Source organism: Micromonospora sp. NPDC049275 (assembly GCF_043197115.1).
GTDB lineage: Bacteria > Actinomycetota > Actinomycetes > Mycobacteriales > Micromonosporaceae > Micromonospora.
Genome location: NZ_JBICSN010000001.1, coordinates 386,144 through 404,386, shown reverse-complemented (window position 1 = coordinate 404,386; position 18,243 = coordinate 386,144). Strand labels below are relative to the sequence as shown.

Here is an 18,243-nt window from a genome sequence, read left to right as displayed (position 1 = left end):
AGTAACGTCGGGCCATGACCATCGACTCCCGCAAGGTGGCGGCCGGCATCCTGGAAGCGGTGCCGTTCGCTCGTACGCTCGGCATCGAATTCGTCGAGGTGGCCCCGGAGGCGGACGGCGGGGTGCGGGCCGTCGTCCGGCTTCCCGACACGCCGGCCACCCATAACCACGTCGGCGGCCCGCACGCCGGGGCGATGTTCACGCTCGGCGAGACGGCCTCCGGCACGGTCGTGCTGGCCGCCTTCGGGCAGCTGCTCGACCGGGCCGTGCCACTCGCCGTCCGAGCCGAGATCGCCTACCGCAAGCTGGCCCGGGGGCCGGTGCTGGCCACCGCGCGGCTCGGCCGGCCGGCTCCCGAGGTGATCGCCGAGCTGGAATCCGGTAGGCGGCCCGAGTTCGCCGTCGAGGTGGAGATCGCCACCGAGGACGGCACGCCCACGTCGGCGATGACGGTGCTCTGGACGCTGCGACCGAACTGAGCCGGGCCACGGGCGTCCAAAACGGGTTTGCGGGCCCGGCCGGGTGGTTAGATTCGTACCGTGCTGGGCCTACCTGCTCATGTGACCGCCTGTCTCTTCGATCTGGACGGTGTGCTGACGCAGACCGCCCGGGTGCACAACGCCGCCTGGAAGAAGACGTTCGACGAGTTCCTGCGGCAGCGCGCCACGGCGACCGGAGAACCCTTCCAGCCGTTCGACCCCGGCCCCGACTACAACCGCTACGTCGACGGCCGGCCCCGCGCCGACGGCGTCCGGTCGTTCCTCGCCTCCCGGGGGATCGTGCTCCCCGAGGGCAGCCCGGACGACCCACCCGACGCCGACACCGTCAACGGCGTCGGCAACCGCAAGAACGTCCTCCTGCTGGAACAGCTGCGCACCTCCGGCGTCGAGGTCTACCCGGGCTCGGTGCGCTACCTGGAGGCGGCGACCGCCGCCGGGCTGCGCCGGGCGGTGGTCACCGCGAGCGCCAACGGGCGCGAGGTGGTCGCCGCTGCCGGGCTGGAAGCTCTGCTGGAGGCGCGGGTCGACGGGCTCGTCGCCCGGGAACAGAAGCTGCGCGGCAAGCCACAACCCGACACCTTCCTGGCCGGGGCCAGGATCCTCGGCGTGGACCCCACCCAGGCCGCCGTCTTCGAGGACGCGCTCTCCGGGGTGGCGGCCGGCCGCGCCGGCGGCTTCGGGTACGTGATCGGTGTCGACCGGGTGGGGCAGGCCGACGAACTGCTCGCGCACGGCGCCGACATCGTCGTCAAGGACCTCGCCGACCTGCTCGACGCGGGCGACGCCGCCCCACCGGTGCCACGCACGCCCGACCAGGCGTCGACAGGTGAGCGGGGCAGCGCGTGATCCGGGAACGGGCCTATCCGGTCGAGCCGTGGCACATCCGGGAGACCCGCCTGGACATGGACGTGCTGGCCCAGTCGGAGTCGGTCTTCGCGCTCTCCAACGGGCATGTCGGGCTGCGCGGAAACCTCGACGAGGGCGAACCGCACGGCCTACCCGGCACGTACCTCAACTCGTTCTACGAGCTCCGTCCGCTGCCGTACGCGGAGGCCGGCTACGGTTTCCCCGAGTCCGGGCAGACCATCGTCAACGTCACCAACGGCAAGCTGATCCGGCTGCTCGTCGACGACGAGCCGCTCGACGTCCGCTACGGCGAGCTGCTGTCCCACGAGCGGGTCCTCGACATGCGGGCCGGCACCCTGCACCGGGAGCTGCACTGGCGCTCGCCGGCCGGCCGCGAGGTAAAGGTCCGCAGCACCCGGCTCGTGTCGTTCACCCAGCGCTCGGTCGCCGCGATCAGCTACGAGGTGGAGGCCGTCGACCGCCCGCTGCGGCTGATCGTCCAGTCCGAACTGGTGGCCAACGAGTCACTGCCGGCGCAGAGCAAGGACCCCCGGGTCGCGGCCGTGCTGGAGTCGCCGTTGCAGGCCGAGGAGGAGCTGACCACTCCGGACGGCGGGCAGCTCATCCACCGCACCAAGGTCTCCGGGCTGCGGGTGGCGGCCGCCATGGAGCACGAGGTGCACGGCCCGGACCACACCACCATCGAGTCCGAGGGGTACGAGGACTGGGTCCGCACCACCATCGGCTGCGTGCTCAAGCCCGGCGAGAAGCTGCGGGTGGTCAAGTACCTGACGTACGGCTGGTCCAGTCGCCGTTCGCTGCCCGCGCTCCGCGACCAGGTCGGCGCGGCGCTGGCCGGTGCCCGCCTCGACGGCTGGGACGGGCTGCACCGGGAGCAGCGCAACTACCTCGACGAGTTCTGGGACGCCGCCGACGTGCTGGTCGAGGGCGATCCGGAGATCCAGCAGGCCGTGCGGTTCGGTCTGTTCCACGTACTCCAGGCCGGCGCCCGGGCCGAGCAGCGGCCCATCTCGGCGAAGGGGTTGACGGGCCCCGGCTACGACGGGCACGCCTTCTGGGACACCGAGATGTTCGTCCTGCCCGTGCTCACGTACACCCAGCCCAGCGCGGTGCGCAGCGCCCTGCAGTGGCGGCACAGCACCCTGGATCTGGCCCGGGAGCGGGCCGAGACCCTCAACCTCAAGGGCGCCGCCTTCCCGTGGCGGACCATCGAGGGGCCGGAGTCCTCCGGATACTGGCCGGCCGGCACGGCGGCGTTCCACATCGCCGCAGACATCGCCGATGCGGTACGCCGGTACGTGCTGGTCACCGGGGACACCGCCATGGAGCGGGAGATCGGGCTGGACCTGCTGGTGGAGACCGCCCGGCTGTGGCGCTCGATCGGGCACCACGACCGGCACGGCCGCTTCCACATCGACGGGGTCACCGGCCCCGACGAGTACACCGCGGTGAAGAACGACAACATCTACACCAACCTGATGGCACAGCGGAACCTGCTCACCGCCGCCGAGGTGGTGATGCGCTACCGGGACGAGGCGTTCCATCTCGGGGTCACCGACGAGGAGGCAGCGGGCTGGCGCGACGCGGCCAACTCGATGCACGTGCCGTACGACGACGAGCTGGAAGTGCACCAGCAGGTGGAGGGGTTCACCCGGCTCCAGGAGTGGGACTTCCCGCACACGCCCACCGAGAAGTATCCGCTGCTGCTGCACTACCCGTACTTCGAGCTGTACCGCAAGCAGGTCGTCAAGCAGGCCGACCTGGTCCTGGCGATGCACTGGCGGGGGGACGCGTTCACCCCCGAGCAGAAGGTGCGCAACTTCCTCTACTACGAGCGACGGACGGTGCGGGACTCGTCACTGTCGGCCTGCACCCAGTCGGTGCTCGCCGCCGAGGTGGGCCATCCCGACCTGGCGCACATCTACCTGCGCGAGGCCGCGCTGATGGACCTGCACGACCTCAACGAGAACACCCGTGACGGCGTGCACATGGCCTCGCTGGCCGGCGCGTGGCTAGCCCTGGTCAGCGGCTTCGGCGGCCTGCGCGACCACGACGGCGAGCTGTCCTTCGCGCCCCGGCTCTCCAGCCGACTCAGTCGACTGGAGTTCTCGCTGCAGTGGCGCGGGCTGGCGCTGCGGGTGGACGTCCGACCGCACCAGACGACGTACTCGCTGCGCCACGGTGGTCCGGACGACGTGGTGGAGCTGCGTCACCACGACCAGATCCTGCGGGTCACCTGCGACGAGCCGGTGACGGTGCCGGTCCCGCCGGCGGAGCCCTCGGGGCCGGTGCCGGAACAGCCGCCGGGCCGATCGCCGCTGCTCCGCTTGCCCGAGCACGAGCAGTGACGGCCGGGCGGGATTGCTCCCGCCCCGGCCGTCACAGGCGTACGTCAGATCGGCTCGCCTGTCGACGGGCGTCCGATCGCGTCCCGGGGCGCTGCCGCCTTGGGGTCGTCGGGCAGCCGGGCCGAAGCGGCCTGGTCGCCGAAGTCCTGGTTGCGCTCGGCGTCCTGTTCACGCTGGGCGCGCTCGGTCATTTGCTGCTGCCGGGAAATCTGCTGCTTGGCCATCGTGATCCTCGCGATCCGTCGGGGCGCGGCTGCGCCTACACGGTCTGCGGTCTCGTCGTCGCGTACCCGGCGGACCACCAGGCAAACGCCGTGCCTGGACGTTCGCGATCGGGGCCGTCCGACGCGGCGGGTGACCGGGCGCGTGTGGCGCGGCGAGCGCCGGGCGCGCGTGTGGCGCGGCGGGCGGGGTAAGCGGGCGCAAGGCGAGCACGTGGAGGTGCGGCATGGATGAGCAACGCAGCACGATGACCATTCCGGTCCGGGACGCCCAGCTTCCCGCCGATCTGCTGCTGCCCGCCGAGCCGGTCGGCGTGGTGCTGTTCGCGCACGGCAGCGGTAGCTCGCGGCACAGCCCGCGCAACGTCGCGGTGGCCCGGAAATTGAATGACCGCGGCCTCGCGACAGTGCTGGTGGATCTGCTCACCCCGGCCGAGGACGAGGTGGACGCGCGTACCGCCGAACTGCGGTTCGACATCGGGTTGTTGGCCAGTCGGCTGGCCGGGATCGTCGACTGGTTGGCGGCCGAGCGCCCCGCCGGTGACGTGCCTATCGGTCTCTTCGGTGCCAGCACGGGTGCCGCCGCCGCGCTGGTCGCGGCCGCGTCCCGCGCCGACCGGGTGGGCGCGGTGGTGTCCCGGGGCGGCCGACCCGACCTGGCCGGCGCGGCGCTGGCTCAGGTGCGTACCCCGACGTTGCTGCTGGTCGGCGGCCTGGACGAGGAAGTGATCACGATCAACGAGCGGGCGCGCGCCGAGTTGGGGGAGATCGGCGAGCTCTGGGTGGTGCCGGGAGCCACCCATCTCTTCGAGGAGCCCGGCGCGCTCGACCAGGTCGCCGACCATGCCGGCACCTGGTTCACCACCCATCTCGCCCGGACGACGGCTGCGCCGCGCCGCTCGTGAGCGACGCGGCGTGCCGCCTCAGGAGTGTGCCGGCGCCTCCGCGCTGGAGCGGCGACGCTGCACGGTGTCGATGATCCGCCAGAGGACGGCGGTGATCGGGACGCTGACGAAGGCACCGGCGATGCCCGCGATCAGGGTGCCGGCGGTGACCGCCACCAGGATCACGGCCGGGTGCAGCCGTACCTGACGCTTCATGACCAACGGTTCCAGCAGGTTGCCCTCGATCTGCTGCACGGCGACCACCGCGGCGAGGGTGAGCAGAGCTGTCGTCGGCCCGTTGGCTGCCAGCGCCACCAGCACAGCGACCGCGCCGGCCACCGTGGCCCCGATGATCGGTATGAAGCCGCCGAGGAAGGTGATCAGCGCCAGGGGCAGGGCCAGCGGCACCCCCAGCAGCACCAACGCCAGGCCGATGCCGATCGCGTCGATCGCCGCGATCAGCATGGTCCCCCGGCTGTACGCGCCCAACGTCTGCCAGCCGGCCCGGCCGGCCTCGGCGGCCACCTGTCGGTTCGGGCCGGTCATCCGGGACAGCGTCCAGTGCCACATCGACCGGCCGTCCTTGAGCAGGAAGAAGAGCAGCACCAGGGCAAGCAGCGCGGAGCCGACGACCTCGCTGGCCGTTCGGGCACCCGCCACCGGGTCCGGAGAGCTGCCACTGAGCCCTTCCCGAGCCTGGTCGATCAGCTTGTCGAGCTGGGCGTCGCTGACCGGCAGGGTGGACGTGACGAATTCTCGGCTGCGGTCCAACCCCTGGGTCAGTTCCTGGCTGAGCTGGTCGAACTGGCTGGCCGTCAGATTCCACACCAGCGCGCCCACCCCCACCAGGATGCCGAGCAGCAGCAGGACGGTGAGCAGCGCCGCCAGTGCCGCGGGCAGGCGCAGGCGGCGTAGCCGGAGCAGCACCGGATCGAGCAGCGCGGTGAGGAAGATGGTGGCGGCCAGGGCGATGGCCAGCGGGGCCAGCAGGACGGCGATCTGACCCAGCAGGTAGAGCCCGGCGATGATCACCACCAGGCAGGCGCTCCACAGCACCGCGGTCCGGACCAGCCAGGGCAGGGCCGCCCACGCCTGGCGTGCCCCGGTCTCGCCGGTCGCCGCGGTGCCGGGCGTGGGAGTGGTGCCGGTCGCCGGCGCGGTGCCGGTCGTGGACGCCGCGCCGCTTGTGGACGCGGTGCCGCTTGTCGGCGCGGCGTCCGCCCCGGGTTCGTCTGCCGTCATGTCGGCCCTCCTCGATCTCGGCGAGGTCGGTACCCGGCCGGCGCTGCGCCGACACCCGAATCGCGCCAGCGCTGGGCTGACCGTCGGAGGAACGGATGTGTCCTCCACGGCCCTGGGCGTGCCGCCCGCGCGGATCGTACGCCGAGGTGGGCCGGTCGGCCGGGCCTTCGCCATCCACGTCCGGACCGTCGGCGTTTGCGCTGACCGGCCCAGGGAACGCGAAGGAAAACGAGCTGAGGAGGAGCGCCGTGGGTGACTTCATGGACAAGGCCAAGGACGTCGCGGACAAGCACGACAAGCAGGTCGATCAGGGTATGGAGAAGGCCGGCGACATGGCCGACAAGCGCACGGGCGGCAAGTACGACGACCAGATCGACAAGGGCGTGGATCAGGCGCAGGCGCGTACCGGTGAGGGTGACCAGGTCCGCTGACGGATCGGACATGTCCCGGGCCGCCGAGGATTCGGCGGCCCGGGATTGTCTCTGTCGGACGGTACGTCGGTCAGTGCTGCTGCTTCTCGCGTAGCTCGTCCACCGAGGTCGGTCGGCCACTCAGTGCGTCACGCAGCCGGTCGATCATCCCGGTGCCGGGGGCGAGCAGCTTGTTCGCCGGCGGGTGGTCCGGCGCGCTCGGGTGCGGCCGGGTCGGTGCCACCTTCTTGAACGCCGTGACCTTGCCGGCCAGCTCGACCAGCTCCTCCCGGGCGGTGGCGGCGCGCAGCCGGGGGAAGAGGTCGCTCTCCTCGTCCTGCACGTGGTGGCGGATGGTGCTGGTCAGGTGGGCGAGCAGCTCGTCGAAGCGGGGGTCGGACGCCTCGACCGACTCCAGGTCCTTCATGGTCCGTTCGGCGTCGGAGTGTTCCTCGATCTCGTGATCGGCGAGTTGGTCGCCGTCGGGCAGCGCCTTGCGAGCCGTCGGATAGACGTACGCCTCCTCGGCCACCGCGTGACGGACCAACTCGGCGATCACGACGTCGGCGAGCTGGCGGCGGTGCTCGGGAGTGCCCTGCCGCGTCTCCAGTTCGACGAAGAGGGTCTCGACCTCGCGGTGATCGGCGACGAGGATGTCGACGACGTCCTGGTCGCCGGTGGTCTGTGGATTGGTCATCTGGGCCCCTTGCCGGTTGCGGTCGGTAGGTGTGTGGCCCCTGGTACCCCGCAGCGTTCGGGCAAACCCACGGTCGCCGATGGATTTGGCGGAAGGACCGTCGTCCGTGGTCGGGCTGACGGATGGTGCTGACGGTGTTCGTGGGACGCGCGGGACGGAGGAGCACGATTGGCCCGTCGGCCCCGGGGTAACCGCCGCCATGGCCGACGACCACCCACCAGCCGACCGGAACCGGTCGACGCTCGGCGAGGCCGCCGAGCGCAGCGGCCGGACGGTGGATCGGGTGTGGCACCGCGGCGGGCAGGCCAGCCGGATCCGGGTCCGGCAGCTGGAGGTCACCCTGGTGATCGCCGTCCAGGCCGGGCTGGCCGCGGCGCTCGCCGGCCTGATCGCGCAGCATTTCCTCGGCCCCGGGGCGCACGTCTTCGCTCCCGCCGCCGCCGTCGGTACGATCGCCACCGCCATCGGCCAGCGGGCCCGACGCACCTTCGAGCTGCTGTTCGGCGTCGGCCTGGGCATCGTCATCGGCGACACGTTGCGCTTCCTCATCGGCTCCGGGCCGTGGCAGACCGGCGTGGTCGTCGCCCTGGCCATCGCCAGCGCCCTCTTGGTGGCCGGCAAGGGCGGCCCGCTTGTCGGCCAGGCCGGCGGTACCGCCGTACTGATCGCCACGCTGGCACCGATGGAGCGTGGCCTGGAACTGCCGAGGATCGTCGACGCGGTCGTCGGCGGCGCGGTAGGTCTCCTGGTCGTGGCGCTGCTGGTGCCGGTCAACCCGATGCGCGTGCTGGACCGCGCCGCCGCGCCGATCTTCGCGGTCCTGCGCGAGCAGCTCGCCGAGCTGGCACAGGCGTTACGCGAGCGCGACGTCGACCGGACGAAGGGTGTCCTGGAGCGGCTTCGCGGCACCGAGGGCGACGTGGGACGACTGAACGACTCGCTGAGCGGGGCGGAGGAGGTGGTCACCATCGCCCCGGCGCGCTGGCACCGCCGCCAACAGTTCCACGAGTACGCCCGTAGCACCTCACACCTGGAGCGGCTGCTGCTGGACACCCGCGCGCTGGCCCGCTGGTCGACGACCGCCCTGCAGTACGACGAGCCGATCCCGTCGGAGCTGCCGGACGCGATCGCCCGGCTGGGACAGGCGGTGGAGGAGATGCGGAGGGAGTGCCGGGTCGGCGAAACCCCTCGGTGCACCCGGAAGCTGGTCGAGGAGTGTGCCGAGCTGGCCGGGCGGTCCGCCGCTCTCGGGGTCAAATCGTTCGGCGACGCGCTCGTCACCGGCCTGCGTACCGCTGCCAGCGACCTGCTCCGGGCGGCCGGCTGTGAACCGGACGACGCCAACCGGATCGTGCGCAGGGCGGCCGGCGCCGGCGAGGCGGCCATCAACCCACCGATCCGACGCCATCTGCACCGCGCCCGGCCGACGCGGGCCGCCCGGGCACGTCGGCGAACGCACCTCGCCGCCCGTCGGCGCGGCAGCGACAGGGCCGGCCTCCCCGCGCGGGAGAGACCGGCCCGGTGAAACCGTCGGATCAGGAGGAGTAGCCGCGCTCGGCGATCCAGTTGGCGACCTTCGGCAGGCTCATCCAGTACTCGCCCAGCGCCGGGTCGGCCGGGTCGGCGACGCGGATGGTGTCCCCACCGTCGCGGTAGCCGACGAGCGTCAGGTAGTGGCCGCCCTCGTACGAGTGCGGGTTGCCGTCGGTGTCCACTGTCGTGCCCTTGATGTTGGCCACCACCGGACGACCGGCGTCGATCGCGGCCAGCACGTCCCGGCGCAGCTGCTCGACCTGGTCGGGGCGGGCCACCGAGTCACGGATCTCGGTGGTCCGGTAGCGACCGCCGGTCAGCTCGTTGAGCACGCGTGTGGTGTCCAGGGCCGACGGTGTGCCGGCCTCGGTGGTGCCGAGCCGCTTGGCCACCTCGTCCTGGGACAGCGCCTTGCCCTGCGCGGAGAGCGCGATCCGGGTCGCGGCCGGGCCGCAGTAGAAGAAGTTCGGCTGGGCCTGGTAGTCGACGTCGAGGATCCGTTCGGCGCTGCGGTTGGTCTGGCTCGACGAGGACGGGGCGGCGTGCGCGGGGGCCGCCTGCGCGGCGACGGCGGGGCCGAGGGCGCAACCGCCGGCGACCAGCAGGCCGACGACGGACAGGCCACTCTTCTGCACGATCGGGTTCATGGTCGAGTCTCCGTTCGGGGGTGCCGCCTCCGTGGCGGTCTCGGCCGTGCGTACCGGGGACGTAACGGCCCTGCTCCGGGCGGCATTCCACCGCCGGCTGCCGGTCCGGGCGTCGTAGCCAGGTGTAACGGCTGCCGGCGGTGCGGGATTCCGCAGGTGTGGGCTCCGACGCCGAAGCGGTCAGACGGCCACGTAACGGACGTCAGGTCAGAGGCTTCCGAGCAGCCCGGTCACGGTGATCTCGATGACCACACGCTCCGGATTCGGGCGCGGTGTCCGGTATCGCTCGGCGTAGCGGCGCTCCGCCTCCGCCACCGCGGTGCGATCCGACCGGAGCACCGCTCGGCCCTCGATCGTCAACCAGCGGCGGCCGTCCACGTGGCAGACGGCCACCGGAGTGCCCGTGTCGCCGGCGGCGGCCACCTGTCGCGCCTTGCGGGACGTGCCGGAGGTGATCACCCGGGCCAACCCGGCAGCCGTGTCGAGGGTGACCCCGACCGGCACCACGTGCGGGGTGCCGTCGGCACGCAGGGTGGTAAGCGTCGCCAGGTGCCGTTCCGCGCAGAAGGCGGCGACCCGGTCGTCGCGGATGTCCAGCCGATGATCGCCCGCCACGTCCGTCCCCCGTCCTGTGCGCCAACCCTGATCATCGTACGGAGCGGGCGCGGTTCGGTTCCGGCGGCGCGTCCGGCTGCCCGGGCAGGCGACGGCCGGCCGCCCGGCGCTTGTGCACGAGCCGGGTGAGGTAGATCAGCGCGCCGGCCAGAACGCCCATGTCGTCCAGGTAGATCGGATCCGGGAGGATGTCCACCGGAAAGATCGTGTAGACCAGCGCTCCGTAGAAGGCCACCTTGCCGCCCGCGCCGAGCCCGGTCAGCAGCCGCCTCGTACGCACCAGGCGTACCGCCAGCACCACCGCGCCGACCAGTGTGGCGATCGCCAGGATGCCGGCGATCACCACGAGGACCCACGCCTGTCGGGACATGGCGTCACGCTAACCCACAAGCGCCGGCCCGGCGCGCTGCTGCCGAACCGCCCGCCGGGCACGGCGTGCTGCTGTCCCTGCGGTCGGGACGCGTGCCGCCGCAGGCGTCAGAACGCCGGCACCGCGGCCCGACCGCGAGCGACCACCGTGTTCTCCCGGGTCTGCTCGGCCGAGGGCCGGAGGACCTCGCTGAGCGGCAGCACCGACGCCGACTCCGCCACCCGCCGTCCGGTCGCCGCGTGGGCCTCCTCGCGGAGGCTGCGAGCCGCCGCCACGGCCAGCTCCGCGGCCCGCCAGGCCGCCTGCTCCCGCTCCTGGGCGACGACGTGCCGGGCCGCCAGGTTGTCGCGGATCGCCCGCTGCAGCACGAGTTCCTGCTCGACGGGGTGCAGCCGCGGGTCCCAGCCGTCGCGGTGCGCGAAGACGTCGCTGAGCTGCTCCACCGACAGTTCCCGCCGCCAGTACGCGTCCAGCGCGGCCCGGTGCAGGTAGCGCTCGCGGTCGGCGTACTCGGCAGGGGTCCGGGCGGTGTGCGGCAGCGGCATCGCGGCCGCCGCGCCGAGTCGCCGTACGCCGGTCTCGGCCGCCTCCAGTGCCTCCCAGGCGGCTTCGACGGTCTCCTGCGCGGCCACCCACTCGGCCCGTCGGCGCTGGGCGGTGGTGGTGGCGCGCTCGGCGGCCACCGCGATCTCCTGCGCGTAGCGGCTCTGCTCCCGCTCCTTATGGGCCTGTTCGAGCTGGCTGGGCATGGCGGCGTCGCGGATCCGGGCGGCCGGGTCGAGGCGGAACCGGCCGGGTCGCAGCAGGAGCGCGGCGACGGCGACCACAACGACCCCGAGGAGGCTCAGCCAGATGGCGGCGGCCCGGGGCATGTCGGGCAGGACGGCGGAGAGGACGGTCTGCATGATCAGCACCTCGCGGTCGAACGACGGTATCGACGGATGGGTCCTGACGGCACCGGGCCGGTCGCTCGACTGGTGTCGACGCGCCGGGCTCCGAGTGGTCGGGGTGAGCTGCGGATGGCCGCCCGAGGCTCGGGTCGATCGCGGCCGGGCGGGATCTCACGAGCCGGATCGGGTCTGGCTGCGGGTCGCACGGCGGCGGCGACCGGGCACCCGGACGCACGACCCGAAGCCGGGTCACGGGGAGCGTCGGGTGGCCGGACGGCCTGGGGTCAGCTGGTGGGAGGGCCGCGTCGGGGAGGGGCGCCGCGACCGGGCGCAACGGCCGGCGCGTGCTCCGCGCCCGCGAGGACCGGGCCGGTCGGGGTGGCGACGACGGCTTCGCTGCTCGGCCGGGGCTCGGCCGGCTGGCTCGTACGCTCGGTGGCCGCGACAGCCTCGGGTCGAACGGCGTCCACGCGGCTGCTGACGGCGCTGGGCCGTAGTTGCGCCTGGGCGGACGGCGGCGTGGCGGCGAGGGCGCCGCCGAGACCGACCGCGAGCACCAGCGCGGTGACCGCCAGGCGGGTCAGCTCCCGCAATGACCGCAGCACGGCCCACCGGGCTGGGCGGACCAGGGCTGCGGACGACACCCGACCAACCTATCGCCCGAGCCGGTGTGGCGCAGCACCCCGGCCGGCGCGATCGGGGTGACCGCCACCACCGTCGACACTGTGGACGGTGCAGGCCCGTGGCCGCGCCGGGTGCCCGGGAGCCGAACCACGATGACCCCTGCCGCAGCAGGCGGCAGGGGTCATTCGAGGATCTCGTGCGGCACCGGCCGCCGACGGGCCAGCCGGCGGTGCCGAGCGCCGTCGGTCGGTCAGCCGGCGGTGCCGAGCACCGGCGGCGCTTCGTCCCCGGCGTCCCGCCACACCATCTCGTCCTCGGTCAGCCAGGTCAGCCGCTCGTCGGACTCGTCGTCCTCGGGGCGACCGTGCCCGCCGAGCACCCCGGGGCGGTTGGCGCCCCGGCCGTTGCCCGCCAGGCCCTGGCGTCCGCCGGCCGCCCGACCGGGCTCACCGCGACGACCGTCGACGCTGCGCCCGACGCCACTGGCGGAACGGCTCTCGGCTGCGGCAGCGCCACCGGTCGGCCGGGCCGCCGTGGTGGGCGTGCTGCTCGACCCGGCGAGCGTGGAGGTGCTCAGCACCCCACCGGCCGGTGCCCCGAAGAGCGGGCTCGAGCCGCTTGCGGCGCTGGCGGCCACGGCGGTCGACCCGGACAGCCCGGCCAGGCCGGCCAGGCCGGCCGCCCCGCCGAGCGCCGGGTCCGCGCTGGCGAGGGAGGTGGTGCTGCCCTCGACGCCGCTGGCGGCGCCCTCCGGCCCGATGACGACGACCGAGCTGCCGGCGTTCTGGCCGGGGATGGAACCACCCCCGCCGGCCGGCGGGGGCGCCACGCCGTCGGGCGTCGCGATGGTCGCGCCGCCGGTGTGCGCGGTCAGGCCGGTGGCGGTCGGAGCGGCCGACGGCGTGGTGGTGGCCGGGCCGCTGCGCGGTGTCGGCCGATCGTTGTTGGTCGTCTGCGGAGTGTCCGGGTGGGGGTGGGGCGGGTCGACCACCCGGTCGTAGGCGGACAGGTCGTAGCCGGCGGCCAGCTCGGCCACCACGTTCACCATCCGCTGGTGTGCCTTCTCCTGCTCTTCCTTGTCCTGCTGGTGGCCCAGGAAGCCTCCGACCACGATGCCCGGAACGCCCAAGGCGGCACCCTTGAGCGCGCCCGAGACGGCCTGGTCGTTGTCGTCGGTCTCTTCCGGGCTCTCGGCCTGCTTGTGCGCGGTGCGCAGCTGGCCGGCCATCATGGTGAGGCCCTGCTTGACGCCGGCCATGCCCTCGCCCAGCGCGTCGGAGTGGTCGACGATCAGGGACAGCCGCCGCTGGAACTCCCGACCTGCCGAGCCCGTCCAGGTGTTGCCGAGCTTGTCGAGGTCGCCGCTCAACTCCCGGCTGAGGCCGTCCAGGATGCCCTTGAGGGCGGCCCACTGGGCGGCGATCCCGTCGATCTGCTCCGGATTGCCGGCCATCACCGCGTCGTACAGCTCGCGGTGGCTCTTGCCCTCGTAACGCTGGGTGTACTCAGACACGCCCGTCCCCCTTCGGCTGCAGCGCCCGGTCGACACCGGTCAGCGTGGCCGTGATGTCGGTGGCGTTGGCCGCGTTACGCGCCTCGGCGGTGCGGTAGTTGGCCAGGATGGTGCTGGTCGCCTGCTGCGCGGCCTGCACGGCCTGCCGGAGTCGCTCGGCCTGATCCACGTACGACTGGTGAACCTCGCTGTAGCGGCGTGAATTCTGGGTGGCGTCGGTGAACGCGCCCAGCGCGGGTGGACTGCACTGCATTTCGGTGTTGAGCTTGCGTAGCACCGACTCGGCCTGACTCAGCCGCGATGCCAGGTGCTGGTGGAAGTCCTCAAGGGACAGCGGGTCGACTTCCGTACGGCCGGTCATGGCAACATCCCCGTCGTTCTGGTTGACAACCGTCAGCGAAACCAGGTTAGTGCACGGCCGCGACCCGGGGCGACCCGTCCGAACGGCTCAGTCGTCGGCGCCGATCGATGCCGCGGGCAGCCCGCCGCCCGTGCCGCCGTTCGTCGGGGCGCCCGTGCCCGGGGCGTCGGCGGCCGGAGTGGATGACGTCGGCTGTGGCACGGACGCGGTCGCCGGCGCGTCACCGGGCGCGAACTGCACCAGCGCGTCCTGCAGGTCCAGGGTCGGCCCGGTCGGGATCAACGCGAGCAGCGAGCCGGGCACCGCCAGCGGGGTGACCCCTTCGTAGCCGAGCGCCCCCAGTGTCTCGGCGGAACCGAGCGGGTACCGGACGCCCTGCGGGCTGATCAGGTAGACGGTCGCACCGGCGGCGCCGGACCCGCCGGTGCCGGCGCCGGGCGCGGCCTGGGCCAGTACGCCCTTGCCGCCGGGCAGCAGCACCGACTCGGCCGTGCGGAGCGCGTCCCGGTTGGTCTGGCGCACCGGCACCGAGCCGGGCTCGTTCGCCGTCAGCTCCGCCGGAGCACGGTCGAAGACCTCCAGGGTGGTGGTCGGAGGACCACCGCCGGTGCCGGCCCGGTACGTCGCGCAGAGCAGTGTCTGCCCGGCCCGGGCCTGGTACAGGGTGGGCAGCGTCCGGGGCATTCCGTCCGCGTCCACCCGTTGCTCGGTCAACAGTCGACCGGCCTGGTCCGGCGTGATGTCGGTGATCTGACCACCGCCGCTGATGAGCAGCAGGGCCGTGATCTCACTGATCGAGACGAGCCCTTCCCGTGCGAGTACGTAGTGCTGCCCCGCCGCCTGGAAGACCTGACCGATGGTTGCGGGTCGGTCGGCGACGCTCAGGCCGCTCCGGTCGCCCATCCCGGGCAGTGACGGCTTGCGCAGCGGCGGCCCGGCCGGTACGGCGTTGAGCAGTTGCTGGCCGACCGGCAGCGGCGCCGTGCCTGTCATCCGCAGCGCGGCGACCGCCTGGTCACCGCCGCGCACCTCGAGCCGGGAGTTGCCGGTGAGCAGGTGCCGCTGACCGTCCACGGTGACCAGTACCGCCCGGTCGCCGAGCGGCGTGCCACCGGGCAGCGCGCGGTCGATCACGACGCGGGTGGTGGAGTGGCGCGGGTCGGTCGGGTCGGGCACGTCGCAGACCGACCACGGCAGACCGGTCAACGACTTGCGGTCGGGCAGCGCGTCGGGCGCGCCGACGATACCGACGGTCTGGCCACGTGGCCTGTCGCGCAGCGCGGCCTGCGACATGGTGCGTACCGCGGGGTCGGGCACGTTCAGGATCAGCCGTGCCGAGGTGTAGTTGAGTGTGGGGTGCAGCTGCCCCTCGGCGAACACGTACGTCGCGCCGGTCTCCCGCTCGATGACAAGCGTGTTCTCCTCCAGCGGCGCGGTGTTCCCGGTCAACTGGCCGTACGCGCCCACGCCGCCGAGCACCACCGCCGCGGCGATCACACTGCCGAAGACCGCCATGCCGAGCCGACGCATCGGCAGGTTGGTCGTCTCCGGATCGCCCGACATGAGCGCGGAGACGATCCGACGGGTGACGAAGCGGTACGCCTGCACCTGATCGCGGCGGGTCCGCATGACTTACCTCCGGCGGGGTGGATCCGCGACGATGTCCTCGGGGTGCCGTCGCGGGCTTCCCTACGATAAGGGTCCGACGGCGGGTCCTCGGGGCCGCCGCCGGATCGGTGCCGGGCAGACCCGGCACAGGGCCGTACCGTCCAGGAGGGACAGTCAGCGATGACGCAGGTTCAGGCGCCACCCGCCCGAGCGGTCACGGGGCCGTCCGACATCCCGGCACGGGCCACCCCGGCGGCCGACCGGCCGGGCCGGGGTCGTATCGGTCCGGTGCTGGTCGGCCAGCTCGTCGTCCTCGAGGTCTGTGCCGTCGCCGTCTGGGCCGCGACGGCCGGTCCGAGCTGGCTGCTGGCCACGGTGGCCGTCCTGGCGCTGGCCGTCGTGGTTGCCGCGTTCGCCCGCCGTGGCGGTCGCTGGTGGTTCGACGACGTGCTGCTGCGTCGCCGGCTGCGTCTCCGTCGCGAACGGGCGGCGGCCGCGCTGGCCGGCGGCACCGCCGTGGATCCCCGGCTGGCCGCGCTCGCGCCCGAGCTGGACGTCATCGAGTTGACCGACCGGGGCACCCGGCTCGGCATCGGGCAGGACGACCAGGGCTGGTTCGCCGCGGTCGCGCTGCAACCTGTCACCGGCGCCGCGGTCGGCTCGGTGGAGGCGTCGACAGTCGATCACGCGTTGCGGGTGCTCGCCGACTTCACGGCCCCGGTGTCCAGGACCCAGGTGGTCGCGCACACCCTGGTCTGGTACCCGGCCCCCGGTGCGCCGCCGGCGGCGCACCGGACCGTCTGGGTGGCGCTGCGGCTCACGGTCGCGGACGCCCGGGTCGAGACGGTGAGCCGGGGCGGTGGGCTGCCCGGCGTCCATCGGACGTTGGCCGCCGGGATCGGCCGATTGGGCAAGGCGCTGACGGCGGCCGGGTTGGCCCACCGCCCGCTGGGTCGCGACGAGCTGCGCGCCGCGGTCGTGTCGGCAGCCGGGTTGGACCTGGTGCCGGAGCCGCCGACGGAGAACTGGCGTGGGCTGCGCGGCGGCGGCTGGACGCACCGCTGCCTGACCCTGCGGGGTCGGCCGGACGCGCCGCTCGGTCCCTTGGTGGACGCCATCACCGCCACGTCGGCCCCCTCGCACACGGTGGCCGCGGCGGTGTCGCCCGACGGGCGCGTGGCGGCGCCTCTGCTCCGGGTCGCGGCCATGGACAACCACGTCGAGGCGCTGGTCAAGGTCGTCCGGGATGTCGCACACCGCGCCGGCACGCCGGCCCGGCCGTTGGACGGGCAGCACGCCCCGGGCGTCTACGCCAGCGCGCCTGTCGCGTCGACGCTGGGCGGCGTCGGAGGCCGGCAGCCCCGCTGACGTCGCGGTGGCCCCGACGGTCAGGGCCGCAGGTTGACGATCCAGTCGTACAGGCCGCAGACCCAGAAGGCGAGCGGCACCAGCGCGATGATCAGCATGATCTCGACGATGTCGAGCAGGCGGCCCCACACCGGCGAGATGCGCTTGCCGGCGACGGTCAGGCCGTAGATCAGGCTGACCATGGCCGCCAGCAGCAGGCCGCCGAGGATCAGACCGAGCCGGACCGGGAGCGATCCACCGGCGAAGGTGGCGGCGGCGGCCAGGCCCAGACCGACGGTGCCGGTGAGCAGCACCGGAACGCGCTGGGCCCGACCCAGGAGCGGCCGCGCCCGCAGCATCGACAGCAGGGCCAGCACCAGGCACAGCAGTACCGCCGCCAGGCTGCCGTCCAGGGCCAGCACGAGCTGCGCGCCGAGCACCAGCACCGACACCGTCCACAGCAGACCGGTCAGGAACTGGTCCGCCCGGTCGCTCCGCTCGAGCACCTGCCGCCCGTCCACCGACTCGCTGTCGGTCTTCAGGTCGTCCGGGCCGGTCGGGATCGACGGCACCGGCAGTCGGGCCAGCCGGTAGGCCACCATCGGCAGCGCCGGCACCACGCCGAACGCGACAGCCGCCACCACCGCGGCCCCGGCCGCGGCGTCGATGCCGAGGACCAGGCAGAGCAGCGCGCCCAGACCCATCCCCGCGCCCACCCCGATCGCGGCGAAGAAGAGCGGGTACCGGTCACCGACGGCCAACACCGCCACGGCCCCGGCGACGACCACGGCGGTGGCCGCGAGAAGAACGTGCGGACTGGCCAGCTCGGTCAGCTTTCGGTCACCGGCGAGCAGCAGCAGGCCGCCGGTGCCCGCGTACACCAGCCCGACCATCGCCAGCACCGAGCCCGTCCGGGTGTCACCCGCCGCCCGGGAGAGCACCGCCGCGCCGACCAGCAGCGCCACCGCGACCAGCGCGGCCGACAGAGCGCCGGGCAGGTGGGGAGGGCCGGTGAACAGCGCCGCCACGGCGCCGGCGCCGAACGCCGCCGCGGCGAACAGCACCGCGAACGAACGGGTCGCACCGACCTGCCAGGAACCCGGTCGCTGGGTGGTCGCGGTCGCGACCGCGTCCACCACGTCGTCGAAGACGATCTCCGGAGCGGTCGCGGACCGGGGATTGAAGTACAACACCTCGCCGTCGCGGACACCGAGCTGCGCGGCCGTACGACCGCCGTCCAGAGGTGCGCCACCCAGCCGGGACAGCGCCCAGCCGCCGTGCCGCACCCCGTCGTCGGCCAGGTCCTCCCCGGCGTAGCGCAGCAGGGTGGGCAGAAGGTCCGCCATCGGTACGTCCGAGGGCAGGGCCAGATCCATCCGGGTACGAGGAGCCACAATGGTGATCCGGCTCAGGCCACCGGTCGCCGTCTTCGTCGCCACAGTGGCCTCCTGGGTGTCCATCTACGATCATCGGGCCCGCAGTGCCGCGGTGCGGGTGCACCGCGCCCACGGGAGATTACCTACGATGGCGGGCACGTACAGTGCCCACCCGCGGGCTTCGAGTCGC

General features: G+C 73.3%; 19 protein-coding genes. 7 read left to right on the top strand and 12 right to left on the bottom strand.

Annotated elements, in window-relative coordinates:
* Positions 1–14 precede the first annotated feature (14 nt).
* Genes ACGFIE_RS01925 through ACGFIE_RS01915 form a run of 3 tightly spaced genes read left to right on the top strand, consistent with a single transcriptional unit; the run spans position 15 to position 3,715 of the window.
* Positions 15–479 (top strand): DUF4442 domain-containing protein, encoded by a 465-nt coding sequence (locus ACGFIE_RS01925; RefSeq protein WP_393290059.1) that lies wholly within the window; start codon positions 15–17, stop codon positions 477–479.
* A gap of 60 nt (positions 480–539) precedes the next feature.
* Positions 540–1,346: an HAD family hydrolase gene (locus ACGFIE_RS01920; RefSeq protein ID WP_393290057.1), complete on the top strand. Its 807-nt coding sequence runs from the start codon at positions 540–542 to the stop codon at positions 1,344–1,346.
* Positions 1,343–3,715: a glycoside hydrolase family 65 protein gene (locus tag ACGFIE_RS01915; protein ID WP_393290056.1), complete on the top strand. Its 2,373-nt coding sequence runs from the start codon at positions 1,343–1,345 to the stop codon at positions 3,713–3,715. The genes ACGFIE_RS01920 and ACGFIE_RS01915 overlap by 4 nt, the downstream gene beginning before the upstream one ends.
* Before the next feature lie 44 nt (positions 3,716–3,759).
* Here ACGFIE_RS01915 and ACGFIE_RS01910 read toward each other — a convergent pair whose 3' ends face one another.
* Positions 3,760–3,939 (bottom strand): hypothetical protein, encoded by a 180-nt coding sequence (locus ACGFIE_RS01910; RefSeq protein ID WP_358096282.1) that lies wholly within the window; start codon positions 3,937–3,939, stop codon positions 3,760–3,762.
* 224 nt (positions 3,940–4,163) lie between these two features.
* Here ACGFIE_RS01910 and ACGFIE_RS01905 point away from each other — a divergent pair, with 224 nt between their 5' ends.
* The gene (locus ACGFIE_RS01905) at positions 4,164–4,841 is read left to right on the top strand and encodes a dienelactone hydrolase family protein (protein ID WP_393290053.1); all 678 of its coding nucleotides are present in this window, start codon (positions 4,164–4,166) and stop codon (positions 4,839–4,841) included.
* Between the two features lie 18 nt (positions 4,842–4,859).
* Here ACGFIE_RS01905 and ACGFIE_RS01900 read toward each other — a convergent pair whose 3' ends face one another.
* Positions 4,860–6,062, bottom strand: a complete 1,203-nt coding sequence (locus ACGFIE_RS01900) for an AI-2E family transporter (RefSeq protein ID WP_393290051.1) — start codon at positions 6,060–6,062, stop codon at positions 4,860–4,862.
* 260 nt (positions 6,063–6,322) lie between these two features.
* Here ACGFIE_RS01900 and ACGFIE_RS01895 point away from each other — a divergent pair, with 260 nt between their 5' ends.
* Complete coding sequence (locus tag ACGFIE_RS01895) at positions 6,323–6,493, top strand: antitoxin (RefSeq protein WP_255787856.1); 171 nt, start codon at positions 6,323–6,325, stop codon at positions 6,491–6,493.
* A 70-nt stretch (positions 6,494–6,563) separates the two neighbouring features.
* Here the strand turns inward: ACGFIE_RS01895 and ACGFIE_RS01890 are convergent, their stop codons facing one another.
* Positions 6,564–7,169 carry a hemerythrin domain-containing protein gene (locus tag ACGFIE_RS01890; protein ID WP_363684802.1) on the bottom strand — a complete coding sequence of 202 codons (606 nt, stop codon included), beginning with the start codon at positions 7,167–7,169 and terminating at the stop codon, positions 6,564–6,566.
* Between the two features lie 199 nt (positions 7,170–7,368).
* Between ACGFIE_RS01890 and ACGFIE_RS01885 the strand changes: the two genes are divergently transcribed.
* On the top strand, positions 7,369–8,694 hold the full coding sequence (locus tag ACGFIE_RS01885; RefSeq protein ID WP_393290049.1) for an aromatic acid exporter family protein: 1,326 nt from the start codon (positions 7,369–7,371) through the stop codon (positions 8,692–8,694).
* A gap of 10 nt (positions 8,695–8,704) precedes the next feature.
* Here the strand turns inward: ACGFIE_RS01885 and ACGFIE_RS01880 are convergent, their stop codons facing one another.
* From ACGFIE_RS01880 to eccB, 8 genes are all read right to left on the bottom strand, one after another.
* On the bottom strand, positions 8,705–9,349 hold the full coding sequence (locus ACGFIE_RS01880) for a C39 family peptidase (protein ID WP_393290047.1): 645 nt from the start codon (positions 9,347–9,349) through the stop codon (positions 8,705–8,707).
* Between the two features lie 207 nt (positions 9,350–9,556).
* On the bottom strand, positions 9,557–9,964 hold the full coding sequence (locus tag ACGFIE_RS01875) for a pyridoxamine 5'-phosphate oxidase family protein (RefSeq protein WP_393290045.1): 408 nt from the start codon (positions 9,962–9,964) through the stop codon (positions 9,557–9,559).
* Between the two features lie 31 nt (positions 9,965–9,995).
* On the bottom strand, positions 9,996–10,334 hold the full coding sequence (locus tag ACGFIE_RS01870) for a hypothetical protein (protein WP_393290043.1): 339 nt from the start codon (positions 10,332–10,334) through the stop codon (positions 9,996–9,998).
* A 107-nt stretch (positions 10,335–10,441) separates the two neighbouring features.
* Positions 10,442–11,239, bottom strand: coding sequence for a hypothetical protein (locus ACGFIE_RS01865; RefSeq protein WP_393290042.1), 798 nt, complete (start codon positions 11,237–11,239; stop codon positions 10,442–10,444).
* A 269-nt stretch (positions 11,240–11,508) separates the two neighbouring features.
* Positions 11,509–11,868, bottom strand: a complete 360-nt coding sequence (locus ACGFIE_RS01860) for a hypothetical protein (RefSeq protein ID WP_393290039.1) — start codon at positions 11,866–11,868, stop codon at positions 11,509–11,511.
* Between the two features lie 230 nt (positions 11,869–12,098).
* Positions 12,099–13,361 (bottom strand): WXG100 family type VII secretion target, encoded by a 1,263-nt coding sequence (locus tag ACGFIE_RS01855; protein WP_393290037.1) that lies wholly within the window; start codon positions 13,359–13,361, stop codon positions 12,099–12,101.
* Positions 13,354–13,722, bottom strand: coding sequence for a hypothetical protein (locus ACGFIE_RS01850; protein ID WP_393290034.1), 369 nt, complete (start codon positions 13,720–13,722; stop codon positions 13,354–13,356). Before ACGFIE_RS01850 ends, ACGFIE_RS01855 begins: the two co-directional genes overlap by 8 nt.
* A gap of 87 nt (positions 13,723–13,809) precedes the next feature.
* Positions 13,810–15,351, bottom strand: a complete 1,542-nt coding sequence (gene eccB / locus ACGFIE_RS01845) for a type VII secretion protein EccB (RefSeq protein WP_393290031.1) — start codon at positions 15,349–15,351, stop codon at positions 13,810–13,812.
* A gap of 159 nt (positions 15,352–15,510) precedes the next feature.
* On the opposite strand from eccB, the gene ACGFIE_RS01840 reads away from it, so the two are divergent.
* Positions 15,511–16,698, top strand: coding sequence for a type VII secretion protein EccE (locus ACGFIE_RS01840; protein ID WP_393290029.1), 1,188 nt, complete (start codon positions 15,511–15,513; stop codon positions 16,696–16,698).
* A 20-nt stretch (positions 16,699–16,718) separates the two neighbouring features.
* On the opposite strand, the gene eccD is transcribed toward ACGFIE_RS01840, so the two are convergent.
* Positions 16,719–18,137, bottom strand: coding sequence for a type VII secretion integral membrane protein EccD (gene eccD, locus ACGFIE_RS01835; protein ID WP_393290027.1), 1,419 nt, complete (start codon positions 18,135–18,137; stop codon positions 16,719–16,721).
* Positions 18,138–18,243: the final 106 nt, after the last annotated feature.